This window comes from Amycolatopsis sp. NBC_00345 (assembly GCF_036116635.1).
In the GTDB taxonomy this organism is placed as follows: domain Bacteria; phylum Actinomycetota; class Actinomycetes; order Mycobacteriales; family Pseudonocardiaceae; genus Amycolatopsis.
Genome location: NZ_CP107995.1, coordinates 5636944 through 5659241, shown reverse-complemented (window position 1 = coordinate 5659241; position 22298 = coordinate 5636944). Strand labels below are relative to the sequence as shown.

General features: G+C 73.0%; 20 protein-coding genes. 13 read left to right on the top strand and 7 right to left on the bottom strand.

Features of this window, described 5'->3' with window-relative positions; translation table 11 throughout:
• Window positions 1-5: 5 nt before the first annotated feature.
• The 8 genes from OG943_RS25225 to OG943_RS25190 all read left to right on the top strand — a co-directional run bounded on the left by OG943_RS25225 (window position 6) and on the right by OG943_RS25190 (window position 9782).
• A complete protein-coding gene (locus OG943_RS25225) occupies window positions 6-869 on the top strand; it encodes a TIGR03560 family F420-dependent LLM class oxidoreductase (protein WP_328603387.1) in 864 nt (287 codons plus the stop codon).
• Window positions 870-1034: 165 nt separating this feature from the next.
• The gene (gene asnB / locus OG943_RS25220; RefSeq protein WP_328603386.1) at window positions 1035-2834 is read left to right on the top strand and encodes an asparagine synthase (glutamine-hydrolyzing); all 1800 of its coding nucleotides are present in this window, start codon (window positions 1035-1037) and stop codon (window positions 2832-2834) included.
• The gene (locus tag OG943_RS25215; RefSeq protein WP_328603385.1) at window positions 2831-3877 is read left to right on the top strand and encodes a PrpF domain-containing protein; all 1047 of its coding nucleotides are present in this window, start codon (window positions 2831-2833) and stop codon (window positions 3875-3877) included. Before asnB ends, OG943_RS25215 begins: the two co-directional genes overlap by 4 nt.
• Complete coding sequence (locus OG943_RS25210; RefSeq protein WP_328603384.1) at window positions 3856-4971, top strand: acyl-CoA dehydrogenase family protein; 1116 nt, start codon at window positions 3856-3858, stop codon at window positions 4969-4971. Before OG943_RS25215 ends, OG943_RS25210 begins: the two co-directional genes overlap by 22 nt.
• Entirely contained in the window at window positions 4962-6317 is a 1356-nt protein-coding gene (locus tag OG943_RS25205) for a dihydroorotase (protein ID WP_328603383.1), read from the top strand. Before OG943_RS25210 ends, OG943_RS25205 begins: the two co-directional genes overlap by 10 nt.
• Window positions 6317-8116 (top strand): FAD-dependent monooxygenase, encoded by a 1800-nt coding sequence (locus tag OG943_RS25200; RefSeq protein ID WP_328603382.1) that lies wholly within the window; start codon window positions 6317-6319, stop codon window positions 8114-8116. Before OG943_RS25205 ends, OG943_RS25200 begins: the two co-directional genes overlap by 1 nt.
• Window positions 8113-9069, top strand: a complete 957-nt coding sequence (locus OG943_RS25195; protein ID WP_328603381.1) for a PLP-dependent cysteine synthase family protein — start codon at window positions 8113-8115, stop codon at window positions 9067-9069. The genes OG943_RS25200 and OG943_RS25195 overlap by 4 nt, the downstream gene beginning before the upstream one ends.
• Window positions 9069-9782: a class I SAM-dependent methyltransferase gene (locus OG943_RS25190; RefSeq protein WP_328603380.1), complete on the top strand. Its 714-nt coding sequence runs from the start codon at window positions 9069-9071 to the stop codon at window positions 9780-9782. Before OG943_RS25195 ends, OG943_RS25190 begins: the two co-directional genes overlap by 1 nt.
• A gap of 123 nt (window positions 9783-9905) precedes the next feature.
• Here OG943_RS25190 and OG943_RS25185 read toward each other — a convergent pair whose 3' ends face one another.
• From OG943_RS25185 to OG943_RS25160, 6 genes are all read right to left on the bottom strand, one after another.
• A complete protein-coding gene (locus tag OG943_RS25185) occupies window positions 9906-10649 on the bottom strand; it encodes a DUF4386 domain-containing protein (protein WP_328603379.1) in 744 nt (247 codons plus the stop codon).
• A gap of 236 nt (window positions 10650-10885) precedes the next feature.
• Window positions 10886-12550: an outer membrane protein assembly factor BamB family protein gene (locus tag OG943_RS25180; RefSeq protein WP_328603378.1), complete on the bottom strand. Its 1665-nt coding sequence runs from the start codon at window positions 12548-12550 to the stop codon at window positions 10886-10888.
• Between the two features lie 172 nt (window positions 12551-12722).
• Entirely contained in the window at window positions 12723-14150 is a 1428-nt protein-coding gene (locus OG943_RS25175) for an FAD-dependent oxidoreductase (protein ID WP_328603377.1), read from the bottom strand.
• Between the two features lie 13 nt (window positions 14151-14163).
• On the bottom strand, window positions 14164-14559 hold the full coding sequence (locus tag OG943_RS25170) for a nuclear transport factor 2 family protein (RefSeq protein ID WP_328603376.1): 396 nt from the start codon (window positions 14557-14559) through the stop codon (window positions 14164-14166).
• Window positions 14556-15575 (bottom strand): alpha-ketoacid dehydrogenase subunit beta, encoded by a 1020-nt coding sequence (locus OG943_RS25165; RefSeq protein ID WP_328603375.1) that lies wholly within the window; start codon window positions 15573-15575, stop codon window positions 14556-14558. The genes OG943_RS25170 and OG943_RS25165 overlap by 4 nt, the downstream gene beginning before the upstream one ends.
• A 24-nt stretch (window positions 15576-15599) precedes the next feature.
• Window positions 15600-16541: a thiamine pyrophosphate-dependent dehydrogenase E1 component subunit alpha gene (locus OG943_RS25160; RefSeq protein ID WP_328603374.1), complete on the bottom strand. Its 942-nt coding sequence runs from the start codon at window positions 16539-16541 to the stop codon at window positions 15600-15602.
• Between the two features lie 621 nt (window positions 16542-17162).
• Between OG943_RS25160 and OG943_RS25155 the strand changes: the two genes are divergently transcribed.
• Together OG943_RS25155 and OG943_RS25150 are read left to right on the top strand one after the other, a co-directional pair.
• Window positions 17163-18134 (top strand): sensor histidine kinase, encoded by a 972-nt coding sequence (locus OG943_RS25155; protein ID WP_328603373.1) that lies wholly within the window; start codon window positions 17163-17165, stop codon window positions 18132-18134.
• Entirely contained in the window at window positions 18131-18766 is a 636-nt protein-coding gene (locus OG943_RS25150; protein ID WP_328603372.1) for a response regulator transcription factor, read from the top strand. The genes OG943_RS25155 and OG943_RS25150 overlap by 4 nt, the downstream gene beginning before the upstream one ends.
• A gap of 277 nt (window positions 18767-19043) precedes the next feature.
• Here the strand turns inward: OG943_RS25150 and OG943_RS25145 are convergent, their stop codons facing one another.
• Entirely contained in the window at window positions 19044-19520 is a 477-nt protein-coding gene (locus tag OG943_RS25145; RefSeq protein ID WP_328603371.1) for a nitroreductase/quinone reductase family protein, read from the bottom strand.
• 292 nt (window positions 19521-19812) lie between these two features.
• Here OG943_RS25145 and OG943_RS25140 point away from each other — a divergent pair, with 292 nt between their 5' ends.
• The 3 genes from OG943_RS25140 to accB are packed head-to-tail and all read left to right on the top strand — an operon-like array spanning window position 19813 to window position 22298.
• Window positions 19813-20136, top strand: coding sequence for a TcmI family type II polyketide cyclase (locus OG943_RS25140; protein WP_328603370.1), 324 nt, complete (start codon window positions 19813-19815; stop codon window positions 20134-20136).
• On the top strand, window positions 20133-21785 hold the full coding sequence (gene accD / locus OG943_RS25135) for an acetyl-CoA carboxylase, carboxyltransferase subunit beta (RefSeq protein WP_328603369.1): 1653 nt from the start codon (window positions 20133-20135) through the stop codon (window positions 21783-21785). Before OG943_RS25140 ends, accD begins: the two co-directional genes overlap by 4 nt.
• 12 nt (window positions 21786-21797) lie before the next feature.
• Window positions 21798-22298, top strand: a complete 501-nt coding sequence (gene accB, locus OG943_RS25130) for an acetyl-CoA carboxylase biotin carboxyl carrier protein (RefSeq protein ID WP_328603368.1) — start codon at window positions 21798-21800, stop codon at window positions 22296-22298.

The window sequence follows — 22298 nt, the reverse complement described above, 5'->3', positions numbered from 1 at the left end:
CGCCGATGCGCATCAGCCTGAACGTCACGAACTTCTCCTGGGAGTCCGACCTCGCCGACCAGCTCGACCGGGTGGTGCGCGCCGCCGACGAGGCGGACCTGGACACCGTGTGGGTGGGCGACCACCTGCTCCAGGTCGACCCGAACAGCACGCACGAGGCGGCGATGCTGGAGGCGTACACGACCCTCGGCTACTTCGCCGCGCGCACCGAGCGGGTGCGGCTGGGCACGATGGTGACCGGGGTGACCTACCGTTCGGCGGCGCTGCTGATCAAGGCGGTGACCACGCTGGACGTGCTCTCCCGCGGCCGCGCCTGGCTGGGCGTCGGCGCCGGGTACAGCGAGGTGGAGGCCCGGTCGATGGGGCTGCCGCTGCCCTCGACCGCCGAGCGGTTCGAACAGCTTTCGGAGACGCTGGAGCTGGCGTTGCGGATGTGGTCGGGTGACGATTCCCCCTTCCACGGCAAGCAGCTCACCCTCGAGCGCCCGGTCGGGAACCCGGCGCCGGCGAGCAAACCGCGCCCGTCGATCCTCATCGGCGGCATGGGGGAGAACAAGACCCTGCGGCTGGTGGCCCGGTTCGCCGACGCCTGCAACCTGTTCGACGTCCCCGACGGCGGCGCGACCCTGCGCCGCAAGCTCGACGTGCTGGCCCGGCACTGCGCCGAAGCGGGGCGCGAGCCCTCGGACATCCTCAAGACCGTCAGCACCCGGTTGCAGCCGGGCGAAAGCGTGGACTCCTTCGTCGAGCGGGCCACTGCCCTGGCCGCGCTGGGGATCCAGCACGTCGTCGTGATCACGCCCGAGCCGTGGACCGCGGCGGCCGTCGGCACACTGGGCGCGGCCGTGCCAAGGCTCGCCGAGGTCTGACCTTCCTGCCAGAGAGCCCCGGGCGCACGCCGCGCCCGGGGCTCTCTGGCGTGCCGGGATCCCGCCGCCCGTCCACGAATCCCAGCGGACGGGGACCCGCGCCCCATGACGGGTGGACGCCCCGCTTGGGAAGGTCAGGTACTGATCGGATGTGGCACGGGAGGAGTGGCGGGCGCGGTGTGTCGAATCTACGGCCATCTCAACGCAGCTGTGTCCCCGCACGAGCTGCGGACGGTCGCGGCGCTGCAGCGCCACGGCGGTCCGGACGGGCACGGCGGGGTCGACGGCGAGGGTTTCGCACTGGGCGGTAACCGCCTCGCGGTGATGGACCTCGACGGCGGGCAGCAGCCCTACACGCTGCCGGGTGGCGCGGTGCGGGTCGTGTTCAACGGCGAGATCTACAACCACCGGGAGCTGAAGGCGCGGCTGGGCGGGCACTCGTTCCCCGACGACTGCGACGGGTCGGTGCTGCCCGCGCTCTACGCCGAGTACGGCGACCGGTTCACCGACCACCTCGACGGCATGTACGCCGTCGCGCTGATCGACCTGCGCGCCGAGCCGCGGCTGGTGCTCGCCACCGACCCAGCGGGGATGAAGCCGTTGTTCTACCGGTGGGACCCGGCCGCGGGCACGCTGCACTTCTCCTCGGAGATCGGCTCGCTGCTGGCCTTCGGCGCGGTGTCCACCGACCTCTGGACCCCCGGCCTGGACGCGTACCTGGCGACCAAGACGCCGTTCGGCGAGCAGACCATGTTCGCCGACATCAAGGTCCTCCCGCCCGGTGCCACCGCGGTCTGCGACCGGCCGGGCGGCCTGCGGATCCGGCGGCGCGAGCCCGTCCAGTGCGAGGCGGGGGCGGCGGGCGGGCTGCAGCCGGCGCTGGCCGAACAGGTGCGCAGACTGCTGACCGCCGACGTGCCGGTCGCCACGATCACCTCCGGCGGGCTGGACTCCAGCCTGGTCACCACCCTGGCCGCGCGCACGCACCCGGGCGTGCACACGTTCAACATCGCCTACCGGGGCAGCTGGCCCGGCGACGAGCGGCACTTCGCCCGGGCCGCGGCGGCGCACGCGGGGGCCGCCTACCACCAGGTCGAGATCGACCCGGCGGACTTCCCGGCGATGCTGGCCGACGTCGTCTGGCACCTCGGCCAGCCCAACGCCGACCCGATCACGCTGAGCACCTTCGCGCTGTTCCGCGAGGTGCGCGCGGCCGGGTTCACCGTGGCGCTGACCGGTGACGCCGCCGACGAGGTCTTCGGCGGCTACGACCGCATGCGCGACGCCGTGGCCGACGAGGCCGCGGGCCGGCCCTGGATCCCGTCCTATGTGGACAAGCTGGGCGTGCTCCCCATGGCGCGCCGGCACGCGCTCTACACCGACGACTACGCCCGCGAGGTCGGCGCGGGCACAGGGTTGCCCGAGGAGGCGGAACGGATGCTGCACGGACCCGGCTCGGCGCTGAGCCGGATCACCGCCTTCGAGCTGGCGCACCGGCTCCCGGCCTACCACCTGCGCCGGGTGGACCACCTGAGCATGGCCCACTCGGTCGAAGCCCGGCTGCCGTTCTGCCAGCCCGCGATCCTCGACATCGGCCGCTCGCTCACCGACGACCAGCGCGTGCGTGGCGGCGAGGTGAAGCGCGCGCTCTACGCCGCGGCCGCGGGCCTGCTGCCCGATTCCGTGCTGCGCCGGCCGAAGCAGCCGTTCACGCTGCCCGTCGCGGCGATGCTGGTGCCCGGCCAGCCGCTCTGGGAGTTCGCCAGGGACCTGCTGACCGCCGCGGAACTGCGCTCCGACGGCCAGCTCGACCCGGTGGCGGTGGACGCGCTGTTCGCCACCCAGGCCGACCGGCCCGGCCCGGCGGCCGCGCTGGCGCTGTGGGCCCTGCTGGTGCACCAGGTCTGGCGCGCGCAGTTCCGGGCCGGGGCGAGAGCGCCGCGGGGCACGGAGCTGGCCGCGTGATCGCCCACCTCGCTTACGCGGCCGGCAGCCCGTGCCCGACGCTGGTGCTCGACGCGCGCTACCTGCCCACCGAAGACGGCCCGCTGCTCGAAGCACTGGGCAAGGCCCGGAGCTGGCTGATCGACTCCGGCGCCGGGCACGTGCTCAAGATCGCGCTGGTGTCGCCGTCGGCGCACCCGATGTTCGACCTGGACTACCGGTTCATCCAGGCGTTGCCCGACGGCCCGACCCGGTTCGACCTGCGCGGCTCGTGCGGGCACTCGGTGCTGTCCTCGATCATGGCCGCCGCCGAGACCGGGATGGTGCCGCGCCTCGGCTACGGCGACCGGATCCGGGTGAACGTGCTCAACAACGGCGACCACATGGTGTGCGCGGTCGACGGGATCAGCCGCACCACGGCCCACTTCACCGTGCACTTCCTGCAGTCGCCTCCGCGCCCGGTCAGCTCGCTCCTGCTGACGGGCTCGCCGCGCACCGTGCTCTCGGTGGCGGGTGAACCGGTCGAGGTCTCGCTCGTCTCGGCGGGGAACCCGTACGTCTTCGTCGGCCACCGCGCGGCCAAGGTGTCCACAAAGGAGGAACTGTTCGCCGACGACCCCGTGCTGTTCGACCGGCTCTCCCGGATCCGGGTGGCCGCCGCCGAGCACCTGGGCTGGGCGCCGGACGGGGCGTTCCCCAAGGTCGCGGTGACCCTGCCGCTGGACGGCCGGCTGGCCGTGCGGGCGATCTCGGTGCCGTCCTGGCACCCGACGCTCGCGCTGACCGGCACCGCGTGCCTCGGCGCGGCCACCGGGATCCCCGGCACCGTGCCGTGGTTCGCCGCCCGGGTCGCGGGCTGCCCGCCGGGGATGATCCACATCGACACCCCGGGCGGCGGCACCGCGGTCACCGCCGCCACCACCATCCCGGCCGAAGGGGAGCCCCGGGTGGACTGGATCACCGTGGGCGGCAGGCAGGTCACCTTCCACGGGTCGTTCCTGCTCGAACCCCTCGCCCACGTCCAGCACAAGGAGATCTCGGAATGCCTGTGGCTGCCAGTGTGACCGATATGGACAGTGCGGGGCTGGCGCTGCTGCGCGAGTCGGCCGCCCGCACGGCCGGGACCGGCGCCCCCGACCCGGCCGCGATCGGGCTGCTGCGCTCGTCCGGGCTGCTGGGCCTGCCGGTGCCCGCCGCGCACGGCGGCCGCGACGGCGACGCCTGGGAGGTCAACCGGGCGGTGGCCCAGATCGCCACGGCGAACCCGTCGGTGGCGATCGTGCTGTTCCAGCACTGCGCGGTGGCCGCCAGGATCGCCGAGTGGGGGACCCCGGACCAGCAGGCCGCGCTGTTGCCGGCGATGGCGCGCGGTGAGCTGCTGGCGGCCTCGGCGTGGAGCGAGACCGGGGCGGGCGCGGCCAAGAAACGGCTCAGCACCACGGCTTCCCGGCAGCCGGACGGCGGCTGGCTGCTGACCGGCGCCAAGTCGTTCACCACCGGCGCCGGGATCGCGGACCTCTACCTGGTGCTGGCGCAGACCTCGGCGCCGGTCGACGACGCGAAGAGCGCCTACGGCTCGGCCGGGCAGTCGTTCTTCCTGGTGCGGGGCGGGGCACCCGGCGTCGAGCCGGACCTGAGCCTTGACCTGGTGGGCATGCGCGGCTCGGCGACCGGGTTCCTGTCCCTGCGCGACTGCGCGGTCGGCGGCGACGCGCTGCTCGGACCGCTCGGCGAGGCGCCCGCGATCATCGCCGGGGTGCGCGCGACCGGGGCCACGCTCGGCGCGGTGTCGGTCGGCATCGCCGAGGCGGTGCTCGAGCTGACCCTGCACCACCTGGACAGCCGCGGGCTGCTCGCCGCGCAGTCGGTGCGGCACCGGATGGTCGAGCTGGGCTCGCGGGTCGAGGCGGCCAGGGCGATCGTCGAGTGGGCGGGCTCGCGCGGCGCGCCGGACCCGAGCACGACCACGTTGCACAGCAAGCTGTTCGCCTCGGCGGTGGGCGAGGAGGTCGGGCTGGCCGCCGCCCGGCTGCTCAGCTCCGCCGGGTACGTCGCGGGCCACCAGCTCAACACGCTGCTGGCCGACGCCCGCGCGGTGGCGCTGATGGGCCCGACCGACGAGCTGTGCCGGGAACTGGTGGCCGCGCCGTGGGCCTGACCGAGCTGGTGGTCGCCAACGGGCGGCTGGTGACCCCGGACGGGGTGCGCACCGGGGCCGTGCACGTCGCCGGCGGCCGGATCACCGCCATCACCGACACGCCCGTGCCCGCGGCCACCGTCATCGACGCCCGCGGCGCCTATGTGCTGCCGGGGCTGATCGACTCGCACGTGCACTTCCGCACCCCGGGCCTGCGGCACAAGGAGGACTGGGCGCACGGCAGCCGCGCGGCGCTCGCGGGCGGGGTCACCACGGTGCTCGACATGCCCAACACCGTCCCGCCGACGCTGGACCCGGAAGCCGTCGCCGCCAAGGCCGAACTGGTCGCGGGCGAGTCCCTTGTGGACTACGCGTTCCACATCGGCGTCGACCCGCTGCGGCCCGAACTGCTGGCCGACCTGGACCCGGCGGTCGCGGTGAGCGCGAAGGTGTTCATGGCGGGCCACCACACCGCGCCCACCGTCGTGCGCGACCCCATGGTGCTCGACAAGGTGTTCGCCGCGGCCGCCGCCGGGGGCGTGCGGCTGGTGCTGCACGCCGAGGACGACGCACTCTTCGAACTGCTCGACGGCTGGCGCGGCCCGGTCGGCGCCTACGCCGACTACGAGCGCTGGCGGCCGCGCAGCGGGCCGATCTCGGCGGTGGCCCAGGTGATCCGGCTCGTCCAGCGGCACGGGACCAGGGCGCACATCCTGCACCTGTCCAGCGCCGAGGAGGCCGACCTGGTCGCCGCCGCCGCGTCCGCCGGGCTGCCGCTGACCTTCGAGCTGACCGGGCACCACCTGTCCTTCACCGACGCCGACACCCGCCGGGGCGGCGCCCGTACCCGGCTGGCGCCCGCCATCCGCGGCCGGGCCGACCAGGACCGCCTGTGGGCCGCCGTGCGCGCGGGTGAGGTGAGCACGCTGGGCAGCGACCACGCCCCGCACACGACCGAGGAGAAGACCCGGCCGGTCGCGGACGCGCCGCCGGGGCTGCCGGGGGTGCAGGAGCTGGCCGTGGCGGTGTGGACCGGGATGCGCGCGCGGTGGCCGGACGAGCCGGCGGACGTGGCGGTCCGGCGCCTGGTGCGGCACCTCGCCGAGGTGCCCGCCGCGCTGTTCGCCCTGCCGGGCAAGGGAAAGCTCGAGGTCGGGGCCGACGCCGACCTCGTGGTGTTCGAGCCGGCGCACCGGTGGATGTTCTCGGCAGGCGACGTCCGGGCCAAGTGCGGGTGGTCGGCGTACGAGGGCTGGACGATGACCGGCCGGGTCGCCCGCACGATCAAGGGCGGCACCCCGGCCTGGGACGCCGGGACCGGGCTGTTCGGCGCGCCCACCGGCCGCCGGCTCGTGGCGGGGGCGTGATGGGCGCGCTGGGCGAAGTGCTCGACGTCGTCCTGGAGCGGGACCCGTCGTCGCACTCGCGCGCCGAGGCGCTGCTGCACCCGACCGTGGTGGCCGTGCTCGGCTACCGGCTCGCGCACCGGCTGCACCGGCGGGGGCGCCGGTCGGCGGCCGCGGGTGTCTCGGCGGTGGCGCGGCTGCTGTCCGGCGGGATCGAGATCCATCCCGGGGCCCGGATCGGCCGCCGGTTCTTCGTCGACCACGGCTGCGGCGTCGTCATCGGTGCCCGGGTGGTGATCGGCGACGACGTGACCGTGTTCCACCAGGTCACCATCGGCGCGATGGGCCCGGCCGGGCACCCCCGGCTCGGCGACCGCGTGGTGGTGGGCGCCAACGCGACGCTGGCCGGGCCCATCACCATCGGCGACGACGCGCACATCGGCGCGAACGCACTGGTCTGCGCGGACGTGCGGGCCGGAGCCACCGTGTACGCGCCCCGCGCGCGGGTGCGGCCGGAACCGGGCTCGCCCCGGCTGACGAGGAGGGCAGATGAATCCCGAATGGACGGACAACCGGGGCGACTTCGCGCTGTGGGCGACGGAACTGGAGCAGCGCGAGCTGGAGCGGAAGCGGACCCGGCCACCGTGGTGGTGGTGGGTGGCGGCATCGCTGGCCTGGCCCTTGGTATTTCCCTTGGAAGAGCCGGACTTCCCGTAACGGTGGCCGAGCGCGCGCCGCGGGTGCACGCGGTCGGCGCCGGGCTGGTGCTCTACCCGAACGGCGTCGCCGCCCTGGACGCGGTGAGCCCGCGGCTGGGCCGGGCGGTGCGCGCGTCCGGGCACGTCCCGGCGGCGGGGGAGACCCGGCCGCTGGTGGCCCCCGACGGTGAGGTGCTCTCCGGCGACCCGGTCGGCTCACTGGGGAACCGGTTCGGCACGCCGCAGGTGTGCCTGCTGCGCTCGGCGCTGCGCGACGCGCTGCTCGCCGAGGCCGAGCACGTCGGGGTGGACCTGCGCACCGGGGCCACCGTGGTCGGCCACACCGACCACGGTGACCACGTCACGGTGGCGCTGGCCGACGGCGGCGAGGTGTCCGGGGCGGTGCTCGCGGGCGCGGACGGCGTCAACTCGCGGGTCCGCCGGGCCCTGCTCGGCGACGGCGCCCCGGCCTACCGCGGCTACACGGCGCTGCGCGGGCGTTCCCCCGCCCCGGCGCTGTTCCCGCACGGGGTGACGGTCGCGGGCGCGGGCCTGGACCTGTTCGTCGCCCCGGTCGGCGGGGGCGAGGTGTACTGGACGGCCAAGGTCACCGCGCCCGCCGGGGTGTGGCCGGCCAAGGACCGCGAGACCGCGCTCGCCGACCTGCTCGGCCTCGTCGAAGGCTGGCACCCGGCGCTGGTCGGGCTGCTGGCCGGGACCGCCGCTGACGTGGTGGTCACCGACATCCACGACCGCGACCCGGTGCCCGGCTGGTCGGTGAACCGGGTGACCCTGCTCGGCGACGCCGCGCACCCGATGTCCCCGGCGATGGGTCAGGGCGCGTCGATGGCGCTGGAGGACGCGGTCGTGCTGGCCGCGCACCTGGCCGACGGGTCCGACCCGGTCGCCGCGCTGGCGGGGTACAACGCCCGCCGGGCCCCGCGCACCGCGCGGGTCGTGCTGCAGTCGCGGCGCAAGGGCGGGGTCGACGAGCAGGCCGCGGGCGCGGGGGCCGAGCTGGCCGTGCGCGCCGCCAACGAGTTCACCACCGAGGACCAGTCGCTGGCCGGGCTGTTCGGCTGGCGGCCGGATGTCCCGGCTCACCAAGGAGGAAAACCATGACCGCGGTCTCGGCACCGCTGCGCGTCGCCTCGTCGATGGACGACCTGGTGGGGGAGACGCCGCTGCTGCGGCTGCCCTTGCCGGGTGCCCGCCCGGACGTGACGGTGCTGGCCAAACTGGAGATGTTCAACCCGCTGGGCAGTGTGAAGGACCGGGCGGCCCTGTTCATGCTGCGCCACGCCGAGCGCACCGGCCTGTTGCCGCCCACCGGCGGCACGGTCGTGGAGGCCTCGTCGGGGAACACCGGCATCTCGCTGGCGGCGATGTGCGCGGTGCGCGGGCACCGGTGCGTGATCATCCTGCCGGACAACGCGACCGGCGAGCGGCGCGCCATCCTGACCGCGTTCGGCGCGGAGATCGTGTACTCGCCGTTCCAGGAGGGCCTGGCGGGCGCGATCGCGATCTCCGAGCGGGTGCACCGGGAGACGGCGGGCTCGTGGCTGGTGTCGCAGGACAAGAACCCGGTCAACGCCCAGGCGCACTACGAGACCACGGGGCCCGAGATCTGGCGCGACACCGCGGGCGAGGTCGACGTGTTCGTGTGCGCGGTGGGCACCGGCGGGACGCTGTCCGGGGTCGCCAGGTACCTCAAGGAGCGGCGCGAGGTGCATGTGGTCGCGGTCGAGCCCGCCGGCTCCCCGGTCCTGTCGGGCGGCGAGCGCGGGACGCACCGGATCCCGGGGATCGGCGGGGGTTTCGTGAACGAGGTGACCGACCGCTCGGTGATCGACGAGATCGTCACCGTCACCGACGGGGACGCCGCGGCCACCACCCGGTGGCTCGCCCGCGACCTCGGCCTGCTGGCGGGCGTGTCCTCGGGCGCGGCCGCGCACGGCGCGCGCGTCGTGGCGGGCCGCGAGCGGTGGGCGGGCAAGACCGTGCTGACCCTCCTCCCGGACACGGGGGAGCGCTATCTGTCCATTTGGGACGGACTGAGTGAGGAAGGCGCCTGATGAGCATCACCCACTGGAATGACGTCACGATCGACTACGACAAGGTCCTGGACACCGACGAGTCCAATGTGGTCCTGCTGGCCACCGCGGTCGACCGGCTGCCCGCCGGCGCCGTCGACGTGCTGGACATCGGCTCGGGCACCGGCCGGCTGACCTCGCTGTGCCGCGCGGCCCGGCCCGCCGCCAGGATCGTCGGCGTCGACCCGGCGCCGACCATGGTGACCGCCGCCCAGGCCAAGTTCGCGGACGACGACGGGGCGAGCTTCCTGGAAGCGATCGCCGAGGACCTGTCGGTCTTCCCGGACGCGAGCTTCGACGCCGCCATCAGCAGCTTCGCCTTGCACCACATGGAACTCGACGCCTACGACACCGCCGCGGCCGAGATCTTCCGCGTCCTGCGCCCCGGCGGCCGGTTCGTGAACGCCGACCAGTTCTGCCGCGTGATGGGCCCGGTGGCGAGCCGGGAGCGGGCGCTGGACGTGCTGGACCTGCTGACGGCCAAGGCGCGGCACTACCTGCTGGAGGCCTGCTTCGAGCGGATGCTCCTGCAGATCGACCTCCTGCCCCGCTTCCTGCGCGAGGACGGCGAGATCCTGACGACCCCGGAGTACTGGCGGGACGCGCTGAAGTCGGCCGGCTTCGCCACGGTGGAGATCATCGCGACGCCGCCCGCGGAGCTGTACAACCGCGTGATCGTGGCCGACAAGGCCTGATCGCGCAAAAGTCCGGTGCCGCCCCGAAGTGGGGCGGCACCGGACTTTTTCGTTCACCACGAACACGAAGAACGGCGCGGGCGGCCGGTCATCGACCAGCCACCCGCGCCGTGCCCCGCTGTCTTACTGTGCGGCCGGTACCCGCTCCGGCGACCGGGCCCCGGTCTCCGGCTGCCGGCGCTGCCTGCTCCGGGGAAGCAGGAACGCGACGGCGACGATCCAGAGCATGCCGGTGAAGCGGCCGATCGGGACCAGGAGCGCGAGGTCCGTGACGAGCAGCGTCAGCAGCGACAGCACCGAGATGGCGGCGATCACGACGCCCGCGATGCCGAACCACTTGGGGACCGCGCCCAGGAACAGCGCGGTCACCGCGATCCCGGCGATGAGCAGGCCGAGGGCCGCGGTGTGGGCGGGGCCGCCCAAGGCGAAGAAGAAGTACTGCAGCGCCCGCACCAGAGCCGGGTTGTCGGTGACGCCGGGCTGGCTCAGCGTCCACTGGAGCAGGCCGTTGAGGCCGAGGAACGCCGACGCCAGGATGCCGCCGACACCGCCGATGACCGGGCCGGGCACGTGCGGGGCGAGGTAGCGCATCCGCGACACCGACACCGCGGTGAACACCGCGAGGGAGATGGCCGCGTCGAACTGGAGGAAGCCGTCGACCTGGACGGCGGTCCGGTTGTTCGCGAAGTAGTCGAGCACCACCTGTGCGTCGGAGAACGGGGACGGGGTGGGGCCGGTACCCAGGATCGGCCCGAGGATGAGGCTGCCGACGAACAGCAGCAGGAACGCCAGGGCCGGTGCGGCCAGCGGGGGCCCGACGTGTCGGGCCGCTGAGCGCCCGGGGGCCTCCTGCGGAGCTGTGGTCATGATCGGTCGTCCTTCCGCCGGGACTGGCATATCGTTACATTCGTTGAATGATTCTACGACTGTTATTATGCACGGCGTGAACGGATCGGCAAGTCCTAGTGTCGCGTGGTCCCGCTTTCGTACCCGGTCACTGTGCGCCGCCTCCGGCTTGGCCCGGAGCGCCCCAATGTGGCGTTGGTTGCGTTGAGCGCACCGAACGCCACATTGGGGCGCAAACCCGCCAGAGTCACACGACGCTAGAGGCCGAAGGCGAGCAGGACGGTGCCCTTCCCGTCGCTCGGGTAGAACGGGTAGTAGCCCGCCTGCACGTACAACATCCCGTTGACCACCACGGCACCGCCGTTGGCGCCGATCGCGCGGCCCATGCCGGTGACCCCGTTGACCCCCTGGAAGTCGCGGACCGCGTCGAACTGCCACAGCAGCCTGCCGTCGGCGGCGCTGAAGATCCGCATCTTGCCGTCCGCGCTGCCCTCGTACACCAGTCCCGGCGTGGTGGAGACCGCCGAGGGGAACGCGCGCTCGCACAGGTCGGCGAACTTCGCCGCGCCGCCGGTGCCGCAGCCGTCCGCCGGGTGTGTGGTCTTCCACTCGACCCGGCCGGTGCGGGCGTCGAGCGAGTACAGCGTCGCCGGGTTCCCGCGCCAGGTCGCCACGTAGATGTGCTTGCCGTCGAAGCTGCTGCCCCACGGCGTGCCCGCGCTGCCGGGGTCTTCGTGCGCCATGTCCGGAGTGGACAGCTGGGTGTGCCAGATGGTCTCGCCGGTGCGCGCGTCCATCGCCCAGAACACGCCCGCCTTCTGCGCGATGCCGAGTACCTTGCGGCCGTTGATCTTGTACAGGTTGCCGGTCGCGCCGAAGTCGAAGTTCTTCGCGTTGCCGTTGTAGTGCGACGGGCAGTACTCGGCCGGGTCGGGCCAGGTGCACGACTGGTTGTGCACGTCGTCGTACTGCATCTGCCGCTTCCACCGGATCGTCCCCCGGTCGAGGTCGACCGCGAGCACCGAGTCGATGTTCTCCATCTCCTCCGCGCCGGTGCCGGTGTGCGCGTTGCCGGTGCCCACGTAGAGCGTGCGCGTCTCGGCGTCGATCACCGGGCTGGACCAGACCGCCGCGCCCGCCGGCCCGTACTTCGGGGCGCCGGTCGGCCACGTCCCGATCCGCTTCGCGGGCGGCAGCAGCGGCAGGTTCCACACCACCGAGCCGGTGCGCGCGTCGAGGGCCTCCACGTGCCCGCTGAACGAGCAGCACGCGTAGGTCGGCAGGTTCGCCGAACCCGCCTCGTTGCTCGACACTCCGATGTAGACCTTCCCGTCGAGCACCATCGGCGAGCTGCTCATCCAGGTGGCCGCGTGCTCGTCGACCCGGGTGGCCCACCGCTTCGCCCCGGTCCGCTTGTCCAGCCCGTAGACGAATCCCCGGCTGTCACCGAAGTACACCAGGTCGCCGGACACCGCGGCGCCGTCGCGGATCAGGTTGGGGTTCTGGTCCGTCCACGGCCCGGCGACCGGGGTCAGGTCGTAGGTCCACCGGGTGGCGCCGCTCTTGGCGTCCAGCGCGCGGAACTTGCCGTCCGGCCCGCCGACGTAGAGCACCCCGTCGGTCACCGCGGGCTGGCTGCCCATCCGGGCGAAGGGCACGTCCGGGTAGGTGTACGCCCACTTGAGCTTGAGCCCGGCCACGGTCGCGGGCGTGATCTTCGATTCGGCCGCGTTGTACCTGCTGCCGGACAGATCCTTCTGCCAGGTCGGCCAGTCGGCCCCGGTCGAGGCGCCGAACGACTCCACACCGGACCCCGGCGGCACCGGGGCCACCGCCGACCGCACGAAGAACCCGAGCGGCACCACCAACGCCACCGCGGCCGCGATACCCGCGATCCGCCACTTGGACTTGTTGACACGCAACGAAAACACTCCCTCACGGTCGTTCGGATCGAGGTCACGATCGCACGCCTGCGTACCTGGTCGCGTCTGGCAGCGGTCCCGAACGGACTGGGATCGCGGCCCACCGATCCGGGCCCGGACGCGCGAACGCCGCCGGGCGGCGGGCCACCCGGCGGCGTTCGTCGGTACCGCGTCAGGCCACCGGCAGCCGCACGGCGGCCAGCAGCTCGGCCCGGCTCGCGCCCGGCAGCTGCGGCGGCGGCCCGCCCGCGAGCACCTGGCCCACCCTGGACCGGATCTCGTCGTCGGCGTAGAGGTCGGCGGGCGGCCGCAGCATCATCATCACGTTGGCCACCCGGCGCCAGACCACGGGATCCTTGCTCCCCGCGGCCGCCGCCAGGCCGAAGGTCACCACGCCCGCGGGCGGCCGCTGCGGCTGCCCGCCGCTGACCGTGGCCTCCCACAGCCCCGCGCGGCCGCGGTCGTTGGCCACCGCCTCCTCGAACCACGGCCGCACCAGCGCCTGGGTCCGCGCCTGGAACTCGCCGGCCTGCCGCTCGTCCACGGTGGGGTACTCGGTGAGCAGGTCGGCCAGCTCGAACGCGTGCCGCAGGCCCAGCGAGACGCCGCGGCCGTAGGACGGGTTGGTCGTGCAGACCGAGTCGCCGATCGCGAAGAACCCCTTCACCGGCCGGCTTCCCGGCGCGGGGCTGCGCAGCGAGTTGTCCAGGCTGCCCATCGCGTACACCGGGGAGATCGGCTCGGAGTTGCCCGGCGCCACCCAGCCCGCCAGCAGCGGCGTGGCCCGCACGGCGGCGGTGAACGCCTCCTCCGTGCGCAGCGCCTTCAGCTCGGTGTCCTCCGGCAGCACGCCGAAGGAGATGGAGAACGTCCGGTTGTCGCCGAGGAAGAGCACGGCCGTGTAGTGGTCCCACAGCCCGCCCGCGCCGAAACCGCGGTTGAGCGGGCCGGGCGGGGCGTCGCAAAGCATTCGGTAGTAACGGGTGTAGTACACGATCTTGCAGCTCTCGCTGGCGACCTCGCGCGCGGGCAGCCCCGCCTCGGCCAGCCAGGCGTCGGCCGCGCTCTTGCGGCCGGAGGCGTCGACCACGAGGTCGGCCCGCTGGGTCTCGCCGCCGTCGAACCGCACCCCGGTCACCCGGTCCGGGTCGTCCGGGTCGGTGAGCAGGCCGCGCACGGTGCGGCCGGTCGTGACGGTCACCCCCGGCCGGGTCAGCACCCGCTCGCGCAGCACCAGCTCGAAAGTCGAGCGGCGGGCCAGCACCATCCGCAGGTTGTCGTCGGCGGCCTCGCGCTCGAACCGGCCGAGGGTGGGCGGCGGGGCGTCGGCCAGGTTGATCTCCCTGGCGCCCGCGGCCAGCAGGCCGTCGTAGACGTCGCGGGCGCGCTCGCGCAGCAGGTTGCAGCCCAGCGAGGCGAACGCGTGCGACTGCAGGCCCTGCGGGACGGTGGGCCGGTGCCAGCTCGCCGCTTCGTCCACAGTGGACGGAAGTGGTTCGGCGGCCCGTTCGACCACGGCGACCTCGTGGCCCGCGTCGGCCAGCGCGAGCGCGGCCCCCAGGCCCAGCACGCTGCCGCCGATGACGATGACTGTGCTCATGTCAGCGGGCCCCTCACGCGTTCCAGAACTCGTCGATGGCGTAGAGATCGTTCGGGTAGGTCCAGAACTCGGCGATCTTGCCGCCCTCGATCCTGGCCACGTTGACGAACGGCATCTCCAGCACCCGGCCCTTGCGCTCGTAGTGCGTGTGCAGCAGGGCGAACGCGTGGTTGTCGCTGGCGCCGATCTCCAGCACGTCCATCCGCAGGTTGCCGCCGGTGAGCTCGAACATCTGCTCGGCGAACGCGATCGACTCCTGGAGCCCGTGGTGCTCACCGGAGAGCGGGCTCCGGCCGGGGTAGTGGTGCACGGCGTCCTCGGTCCAGTAGGACCCGGCCGTCTGCACGTCGCCGACCCCGAAGGCGTCGTAGACCTTGCGCATCAGCGCAATGTTCTCGTGGTCGCTCATGATGCTCGCTCCTGTTCTGCGTAGGGGACTGTGGACCGCACCGCGGCCACGACTTGACCGGCCGAGGGCGCGTAGGCGTCCTCGAGTACCGGGCTGAACGGGGTGGGCGTGTGCGGCGCGGTGACCATCCGCACCGGTCCGCGCAGCGCGTCGAAGGCGTGCTCGGCGACCTGGGCGGCGATGTCGGCCGCCGCGCCGCAGCGCGGGTTCGCCTCGTCGACCACGACCAGGTGGCCGGTGCGGCGGACGCTCGCGTAGATCGTCTCGGTGTCCAGCGGCGAGATCGTGCGCGGGTCGACGACCTCGCACTCGATCCCGGCGGCGGACAGCTCGGCGGCGGCCTCCAGCGCGACGTGCACCATCCGGCCCAGCGCGACGACCGTGCAATCCCGGCCGGCGCGGACCGTCGCGGCCTGGCCCAGCGGGGTCACGTAGGGGTCCTCGGGCACCTCGCCCTGGGTGAAGTAGAGCATCTTGTGCTCGAAGAACACCACCGGGTCGGGGTCCTGGATCGCCGCCGCCATCAGGCCCTTGGCGTCGGCCGGGCTCGACGGCAGCACCACCTTGAGACCGGGGATGTGCGCGAACAGCGGGTAGAGCGCCTGCGAGTGCTGGGCGCCCCGGCGCATCCCGGTGCCCCACATCGCGCGCAGCACCAGCGGCGCGCCCGCCCGGCCCGCGGCCATGTAGCGCAGTTTGGCCGCCTGGTTGAGGATCTGGTCGAAGGCGACGCCGGCGAAGTCGATGAACAGCAGGTCGGCCACCGGTCGCAGGCCGGTCGCCGCCGCGCCCACCGCGGCGCCGACGAAGGCCGCCTCGGTGATCGGGGCGTCGAACACCCGGTCGGGGTAACGCTCGTGCAGGCCCTGGGTGGGTCCCCAGGCGTGGCCGAGCGTGCCGTCGCAGCCGGTGCCGCCGATGTTGTCCTCGCCGAAGACCACCACGGTCGGGTCGAGGCCCATCTGCTGGTCCAGCGCCTCGCCGACGGCCTGTAGGTAGGACAGGACTCGGGTCATCGCAACTGACTCCTCTCCCGGTCCTCAGACCGGTGCGTAGACGTCGGTGAGCAGCTCGCTCAGGTCGGGTTCGGGCGCGGCGACCGCCGCGGCGACAGCGGTGTCGATGAGCGCGGCCACCTCGGTGTCGACCGCGGTCAGCTCGGCCTCGGTCGCCTCGCTCTCGGCCAGCAGGTGGTCGCGGTGCAGCACGAGGCAGTCGTGGGTGGCGCGCAGCTGTTCGACCTCGCCCGCGCCGCGGTAGCCCTGCTGGTCCCAGCCCTCCATGTGGCCGAAGAACCGGAAGGCCTTGCAGTCCACAAGGGACGGTCCGCCGCCGGCGCGGGCGCGCTCGACCGCCTCGGCGGCGGCGGCCCGGACCGCGCGCACGTCGTAGCCGTCGACCACGGTGGCCGGGATGCCCACGGCCTCCGCGCGCGGGGCGACGTCCCGGCTGTCGAGGTGGAAGCGGGTCCCGGTGGCCTGCGCGTAACCGTTGTCCTCGACCACGAACACCACCGGGAGGTTCCACACCCTGGCCAGCACCAGGGTCTCGGCGAAGGCGCCCTGGTTCGCGCCGCCGTCGCCGACGAAGGCGACGCTGACCTGGTCGGTCCCGCGCACCTTGGCCGACAGCGCGGCCCCCGCGCTCAGCGGCACGCCGCCCGCCGCGACGCCGTTGGCGCCGAGCATGCCGCGGCCGAAGTCGGCGATGTGCATCGAGCCGCCCTTGCCGCCGCAGACACCGCCCGCCTTGCCGTAGATCTCCAGCATCATCGCGGTGACGTCGCAGCCCTTGGCGATGGCGTGCCCGTGGCCGCGGTGCGTGCTGGCCACGTAGTCCTCGGCGCCGAGGACCGAGCAGACCCCGGCGGCGATCGCCTCCTGGCCGGCGTACAGGTGGACCGCGCCGGGGATCGCGCCATCGGCGAACTCCGCGTGCAGCCGCTCTTCGAACGCGCGGATGGTGCGCATGGTCCGGTACATCGAAATCGGGGTAGAGGTGGAATCGCGCTCCGGCATGGCAAGACCCTTCGACACTGCTCCGGTCGGGTGATCGGCCGCCTGGCGGTACACGCCGGTACCGCCGCATGACTATTCGCCTGAATTTCGGGCGGCTGAGATAAATCCGCGGGTATTGGCAACCCCAGCGGTGGGTAGGTGCTCGAATGTATCCGCGGCCTGCTGCGACGGCAACTGCCCCGTGATTGCTCCGACCGGGTCAAATATGGTTGCGGAAAGTAAGGGAGGCCTCTGACCGATGTCCGTTTTCTGGCTTACCGAATCCGCTATTCGTGCAGGAAAACCCGGATGCGCGCCGATGGGGGTCCCCAGGTCACTCCGGGTGCCCGGAAAAGCCGGTCCCTGCTGGTCCCGGGACCGGGTCCCTGGTTTGGCAGGGCGATTTCCTGCCCTGAGTGGGACGTACTACCCGGCTCCGGCCCGCTGTCGAGCGTTCGGCAAGATTCGTGAAAGAAATTGGACGGATCTTTGCGAGACATGGTTGTCTCGGAACTCGTCCGCTGCTATTTATCACCTTGCTCGCCGAGTGTGATGGAGTAGGGTGACCTGCGGTTAAGCCACAGGTACTGGGGGAGGCTTCGCCTCATGGGATTGGTTGATCGACTAGTTTTGTTCGCGCTGGCACTGGGCCGGATCACCGATCCGGGTCCACTGATTCGCGCGCCGGCGCCCCGGGCCTGGTACCGCGCCGCGGAGCCGGCCTGGATCAGGCTGCCCGCAGTGCCGGTGCCGGTGCCCGAGGCTGCGGTGCCGGTGCCCGGGGCCGCGGTGGCGGTGCCCGGTGCCGCGGCCGAGCCGGCGGCACCGTTCGACCGATTGCTGCGCACGGGGGCGCCCATCGGCCGGCCGGTCGCCGCGGCCCAGCGGCCGCGCGGGCCAGGGGCACCCGGCGCGCCGTGCGCCGACGCGCGCTGTGCGCATCACAGCACCCTGGTCCGGCTGCGCCGCGACCTGCACGACCAGGTCGGGTCGTCGTTGGTCGGCATGGCCATGCAGCTCGAGGTGGTGGCCCAGCTGCTGGCCGCCGACCCGGAGGAGGCCACGGAGGTGCTCGACGACGTCCGCTCCGAGGCCAGGGCCCTGGTCGCGCAGGTGCGCAAGTTCGCTTCGACCCGGGACGAGGCCCCGCCGCAGCAGCCCTGCGGCGGCAGCATCGCCACCGCGGTGAGCACGATGATCCAGCGGATGAACCGGGCCGTCGGTGATCGCCTCCGGATCGACCTCCGGCTGGACCGCGAGGTCGACCAGGCTCCCCGCGAGGCCGCGTCCGCCGCCTACTGGATCCTGCGCGAGGCCGTCACCAACGTCCTCAAGCACTCCCGCGCGGCCACCTGCTCGGTGTCGATGACCCTCGAGGACGGCGGCATCCGGGTGGTCGTGGAGGACGACGGCGTCGGCATCCCGATGCCGCGGCGGGGCGGTTCGGGCCTGGGCAACATCGCCGCCCGGGCCCGCGAGCACGGCGGCTGGTGCCGCTTCGAACCCCGGCAGCCCAGCGGGCTGACCGTGCTGGCCGTGCTGCCGCTGCGGCACCTAACCCCCGAGAGGCGCGCATGATCGACGTCCTGATCGCCGACGACCACCCGGTCTACCGCTCCGGCCTGAGCCTGCTGCTCAACGGCCTGAGCCGGGTCCGGGTGGTCGGCGAGGCCCACACCGGCACCGAGGCGCTCAGCCTCACCGCCCAGCTGCGGCCGCGGGTGGTGCTGATGGACGTGAACCTGCCCAGGATCAGCGGGATCGAGGCCACCAGGACGATCGCCGGGAAATGGCCGGAGACGTCGGTGATCATCGTGACCATGCTGGAGGACCGCGACACCTTCCTGGCGGCGATGCGAGCCGGCGCCCGCGGCTACCTGCTGAAGGGGGCGGCCTCGGCGGACGTGAGCCGCGCCATCGACACGGTCTGCTCGGGCAGCATCCTGTTCGACCCCCTGGTCTCGTCCTGGGTCGTGGAGCACCTGACGAAGCCCGCGGCGGAGGGCAAGCCGTTCCCGGAGCTGACCGACCGGGAGCGGGCGGTGCTGGAACTGGTGGCGGACGGACGCGGGAATGCCGTCATAGCAAGGGAATTGGGCCTGTCGGTGAAGACGGTGCGCAACTACCTGTCCCGGATCTTCGCGAAGCTGCGGCTGTTCGACCGGACCGAGGCGGCGGTGGAAGCCCGGCGGGCCGGCCTGGGCAGCTGACCGCTTACCCGCGCTTCGCGCGTCTGCTGGGGAACGCTGAGCGTGACACGGACCGTCTGATTCTGTCCGGTGCTCGGTGGGGCGGAGTTGTTTCGGCTGGGATCAAAGCCGAACCGCCCCACCGAGCGCCGGCATTGTCGCGCCGGCGGCCGGGTGGGCGGCCACCGCGGCGGATCTGCGGCTCAGTGGGGCGAAAGCGGGTTTCCTGCCGGGTTCCGGCTTTCCTGCCGGATCCGGGGTTGTCCTCCCGGCCGTGGTGGGGTGAGGCCGGCCCGGGTCACACCGGGATCAGGCGTACCACCGGAATCTCGCGGTCGGTCTTGTTCTGCATGGTGTCGTACATCTTGTAAGCCTTGACCAGCTTCGGCCACAGCTCCTGCTTCTCCGCCTCCTCCAGCACCTTCGCCCGCATCTTCCGGGTCTCGCCCTTCAGTTCCAGCTCCACTTCGGGGTTCGCCAGTACGTTGCGGACCCAGTACGGGTGGTTGGCGGCGCCGGCGTTGGTGGCGACGATCAGGCGGTCCTCGCCGTCCGGGATGGTGATCACCGGGTGGCTGCGGAGCCGGCCCGTCTTGCGGCCGGTGGTGGTCAGGATGCCGATCTCGTTGCCGCCCATCTTGGCCATGACGCGGCTGCCGGTCAGCTTGAGCACGTTCCGGTGGGTACCGGTGAAGAACTTGGCCAGCAGCCGGTCGAAAGCGCCGAGCTGCTTGCCGCGCTTCCCTTCCGGTGACAGGTGGGCGGTTCCGCTCACGGGGTTTCCCTTCCTCGGTTGAAAGCGGGCGCTGTCGAACACGCATTGTCCCCCGAGTCTAGGGTCGCGGCCCCTTCACCCGGGCGTTTCCTTCACCCGGTGAAAGAGATGGGCACGTCCGGCGCGGTCAATCATCCCATCGCGCGGAGGACGACGTGCTCACGACGGTGGGACGGCGCCGGGGTGGACTCATGCCTGAGAGTTTTCACAGGAACCTCGGTCCGTTGTGGAGTACGCCCCGGATCGGTTCCCGCGCAACGAATCCGCAATCGACAGAACGGGGAGGGCCGCTATGAACCGGTCGCTGATTCTCGCCAAGATCGTGCCGGACGCCGAGCACGAGGTGGCCCGGATCTTCGCCGAGTCCGACCAGACCGACCTGCCGAGGGTCGCCGGGGTGCGGCATCGGTCGCTCTACCGGCTGGGGGACCTCTACGTGCACCTGCTGGAGACCGACGAGCTCGGCGCCCAGGCCGTGGAGAACGCCCGCGCGCACCCGGAGTTCGCCCGGGTGAGCGAGCGGCTGCGCCCCTTCATCACCCCGTACCTGTCCACCTGGCGCTCCCCCCGCGACGCGCAGGCGCAGCGCTTCTACCACTGGGAGGACCAGTCGTGACGATCGCTCGTGTGGAGGCGGAGAGCATCGGGACGTGGCTGCGCTGCGCGGGCTGCTCGACCCTGCACTACGCCAAGAAACTGGCCCGCGGCCTGGGCGTCTGCCCGGACTGCGACCACCACCAGCGGCTCACCGCCGCCGAACGCGCCGGCCAGCTGCTCGACGACGGCGCCCTGACCGTGCTGCCCGGCCGGGTACTGGCGAGCGACGTGCTCGGTTTCACCGACGCCAAGCCCTACCGCGAGCGCCTCATCGCCGCGCGGAAGTCGACCGGGATGGACGACGCCGTGCTCTGCGGCACCGGGGCCATCGGCGGGACGCCGGTGTGCCTGGCGGTGATGGACTTCCGCTTCATGGGCGGCAGCCTCGGCGCGGCCGTCGGTGAGCTGATCACCCGGGCCGCCGAGGTCGCGCTGCGCGAGCGCCGGGCGTTCGTGGTGGTCACCGCGTCCGGCGGGGCGCGCATGCAGGAGGGCATCCTCGCCCTGATGCAGATGGCCAAGGTCAGCCAGGCGCTGGCCGGGCTGCGCGCGGCGGGACTGCTGTCGGTGAGCGTGGTGACCGACCCGACTTACGGCGGGGTCGCCGCCTCGTTCGCCACCAACACCGACGTCGTGGTGGCCGAGCGCGGTGCCCGGATGGGCTTCGCCGGGCCGCGGGTGATCGAGCAGACCATCGGCCAGCGGCTCCCGGCGGACTTCCAGACCGCGGCGTTCCTGCTGGCCCACGGCCAGGTCGACGCCGTCCTGCACCGCCACGACCTGCGCGGCTGGCTGGCCAAGCTGCTCGCCGCGACCCGTCCGGGCCCCGCGCCCGAAGCCGTGGCCGACTCGCTGGTCCGCGATCCGGGGGCGCTGGCGGCCCTGGACCCGTGGGACGCCGTCGCCGCCGCCCGGGACACCGCCCGGCCGACCGCGCTCGACCGCATCGGCGCCCTGCTCGACGGGTTCGTCGAGCTGCACGGCGACCGCGCCCAGGCCGACTGCCCGGCGGTCGTCGCGGGTTTCGGCCTGCTCGACGGCTTGCCGATCGCGGTCATCGGGCACCAGAAAGGCCACCACACCAAGGAGTTGCTGGCCCGCAACTTCGGCATGCCGCGCCCGGAGGGCTACCGCAAGGCACTGCGCGTGATGCGGCTGGCCGGCCGGCTCGGCATCCCGATCGTGACCCTGGTGGACACCCCGGGCGCCTACCCCGGCCGCGACGCCGAGGAGCACGGGCAGTCGATCGCGATCGCGGAGAACGTGCTGGCCATGTTCGAGCTGCCGGTCCCGGTGGTCACCGTGGTGACCGGCGAGGGCGGCAGCGGCGGGGCGCTGGCGCTGGCGGTCGGCGACCGGGTGCTGATGCTGGAGCACGCGACCTACTCGGTGATCAGCCCCGAGGGCTGCTCGTCGATCCTGTGGGGCACAGCGGCTTCGGCCGCCGAGGCGGCCCGGGCGCTGCGGATCACCGCCAGGGAGCTGCTCGCGCTGTCCGTTGTGGATGGTGTGCTGCCGGAATCGGGCGCGGGCGTGGCCGAGGGACTGGGCGCCGCGATCCGCGGCTGCCTGGCCGAACTGTCCGCTGTGGACACCGAAACGCTGGTGCGGGACCGCCGCGCGCGCTTCCGCGCCTTCGGCACGGCGGGCCTGATGAGGGATGCCTGAGGAGTGGTGGAGATGACAGAGGCAGACCAGGATTTCGACCTGCTGGTGCAGTTGCGCGAGCACACCCGCAGGCTGGCCGAGGAGCTCTCCGGCCCGCTGCGCAGCGTGCGGGTGCGCTCCGGCGAGACCACCATCGAGGTCGAGTGGCAGCCCGAGGCGGCCGCCGCGGCGCCGTCGGCCGCAGCAGCCGCCCCGGCCCCGGCGCCGGAGCCGCCGCGTGCGGAGGAGCCCGACGAGCGGTTCGCCGTGGTCGACTCGCCGATGGTCGGCACCTTCTACCGCTCGCCGAGCCCGGACCGGCCGCCGTTCGTCGAGGTGGGCGACGCGCTGCAGGTCGACCAGACCATCGGCGTGATCGAGGCGATGAAGCTGTTCAACCCGATCGGCAGCGAGCTGGCCGGGATCGTCGTCGAGGTGCTGGTGCCCGACGCCAGCCCGGTCGAGTTCGGCCAGCCGCTGCTGCGGGTGGCCCTCGCCGAGCCGGTGGGCGCGGGCGCGGAAGGACGGGGGTAG

Excerpts from the sequence above, each read along its gene's own strand:
- OG943_RS25225 (WP_328603387.1), top strand. The coding sequence starts at position 6 with ATGCGCATCAGCCTGAACGTCACGAACTTCTCCTGGGAGTCCGACCTC.
- OG943_RS25165 (WP_328603375.1), bottom strand. The coding sequence starts at position 15,575 with ATGACCCGAGTCCTGTCCTACCTACAGGCCGTCGGCGAGGCGCTGGAC.
- OG943_RS25175 (WP_328603377.1), bottom strand. The coding sequence starts at position 14,150 with ATGAGCACAGTCATCGTCATCGGCGGCAGCGTGCTGGGCCTGGGGGCC.
- OG943_RS25190 (WP_328603380.1), top strand. The coding sequence starts at position 9,069 with ATGAGCATCACCCACTGGAATGACGTCACGATCGACTACGACAAGGTC.
- OG943_RS25150 (WP_328603372.1), top strand. The coding sequence starts at position 18,131 with ATGATCGACGTCCTGATCGCCGACGACCACCCGGTCTACCGCTCCGGC.
- OG943_RS25210 (WP_328603384.1), top strand. The coding sequence starts at position 3,856 with ATGCCTGTGGCTGCCAGTGTGACCGATATGGACAGTGCGGGGCTGGCG.
- OG943_RS25155 (WP_328603373.1), top strand. The coding sequence starts at position 17,163 with ATGGGATTGGTTGATCGACTAGTTTTGTTCGCGCTGGCACTGGGCCGG.
- OG943_RS25195 (WP_328603381.1), top strand. The coding sequence starts at position 8,113 with ATGACCGCGGTCTCGGCACCGCTGCGCGTCGCCTCGTCGATGGACGAC.
- OG943_RS25200 (WP_328603382.1), top strand. The coding sequence starts at position 6,317 with ATGGGCGCGCTGGGCGAAGTGCTCGACGTCGTCCTGGAGCGGGACCCG.
- OG943_RS25185 (WP_328603379.1), bottom strand. The coding sequence starts at position 10,649 with ATGACCACAGCTCCGCAGGAGGCCCCCGGGCGCTCAGCGGCCCGACAC.
- OG943_RS25140 (WP_328603370.1), top strand. The coding sequence starts at position 19,813 with ATGAACCGGTCGCTGATTCTCGCCAAGATCGTGCCGGACGCCGAGCAC.
- OG943_RS25160 (WP_328603374.1), bottom strand. The coding sequence starts at position 16,541 with ATGTACCGGACCATGCGCACCATCCGCGCGTTCGAAGAGCGGCTGCAC.
- accB (WP_328603368.1), top strand. The coding sequence starts at position 21,798 with ATGACAGAGGCAGACCAGGATTTCGACCTGCTGGTGCAGTTGCGCGAG.
- OG943_RS25170 (WP_328603376.1), bottom strand. The coding sequence starts at position 14,559 with ATGAGCGACCACGAGAACATTGCGCTGATGCGCAAGGTCTACGACGCC.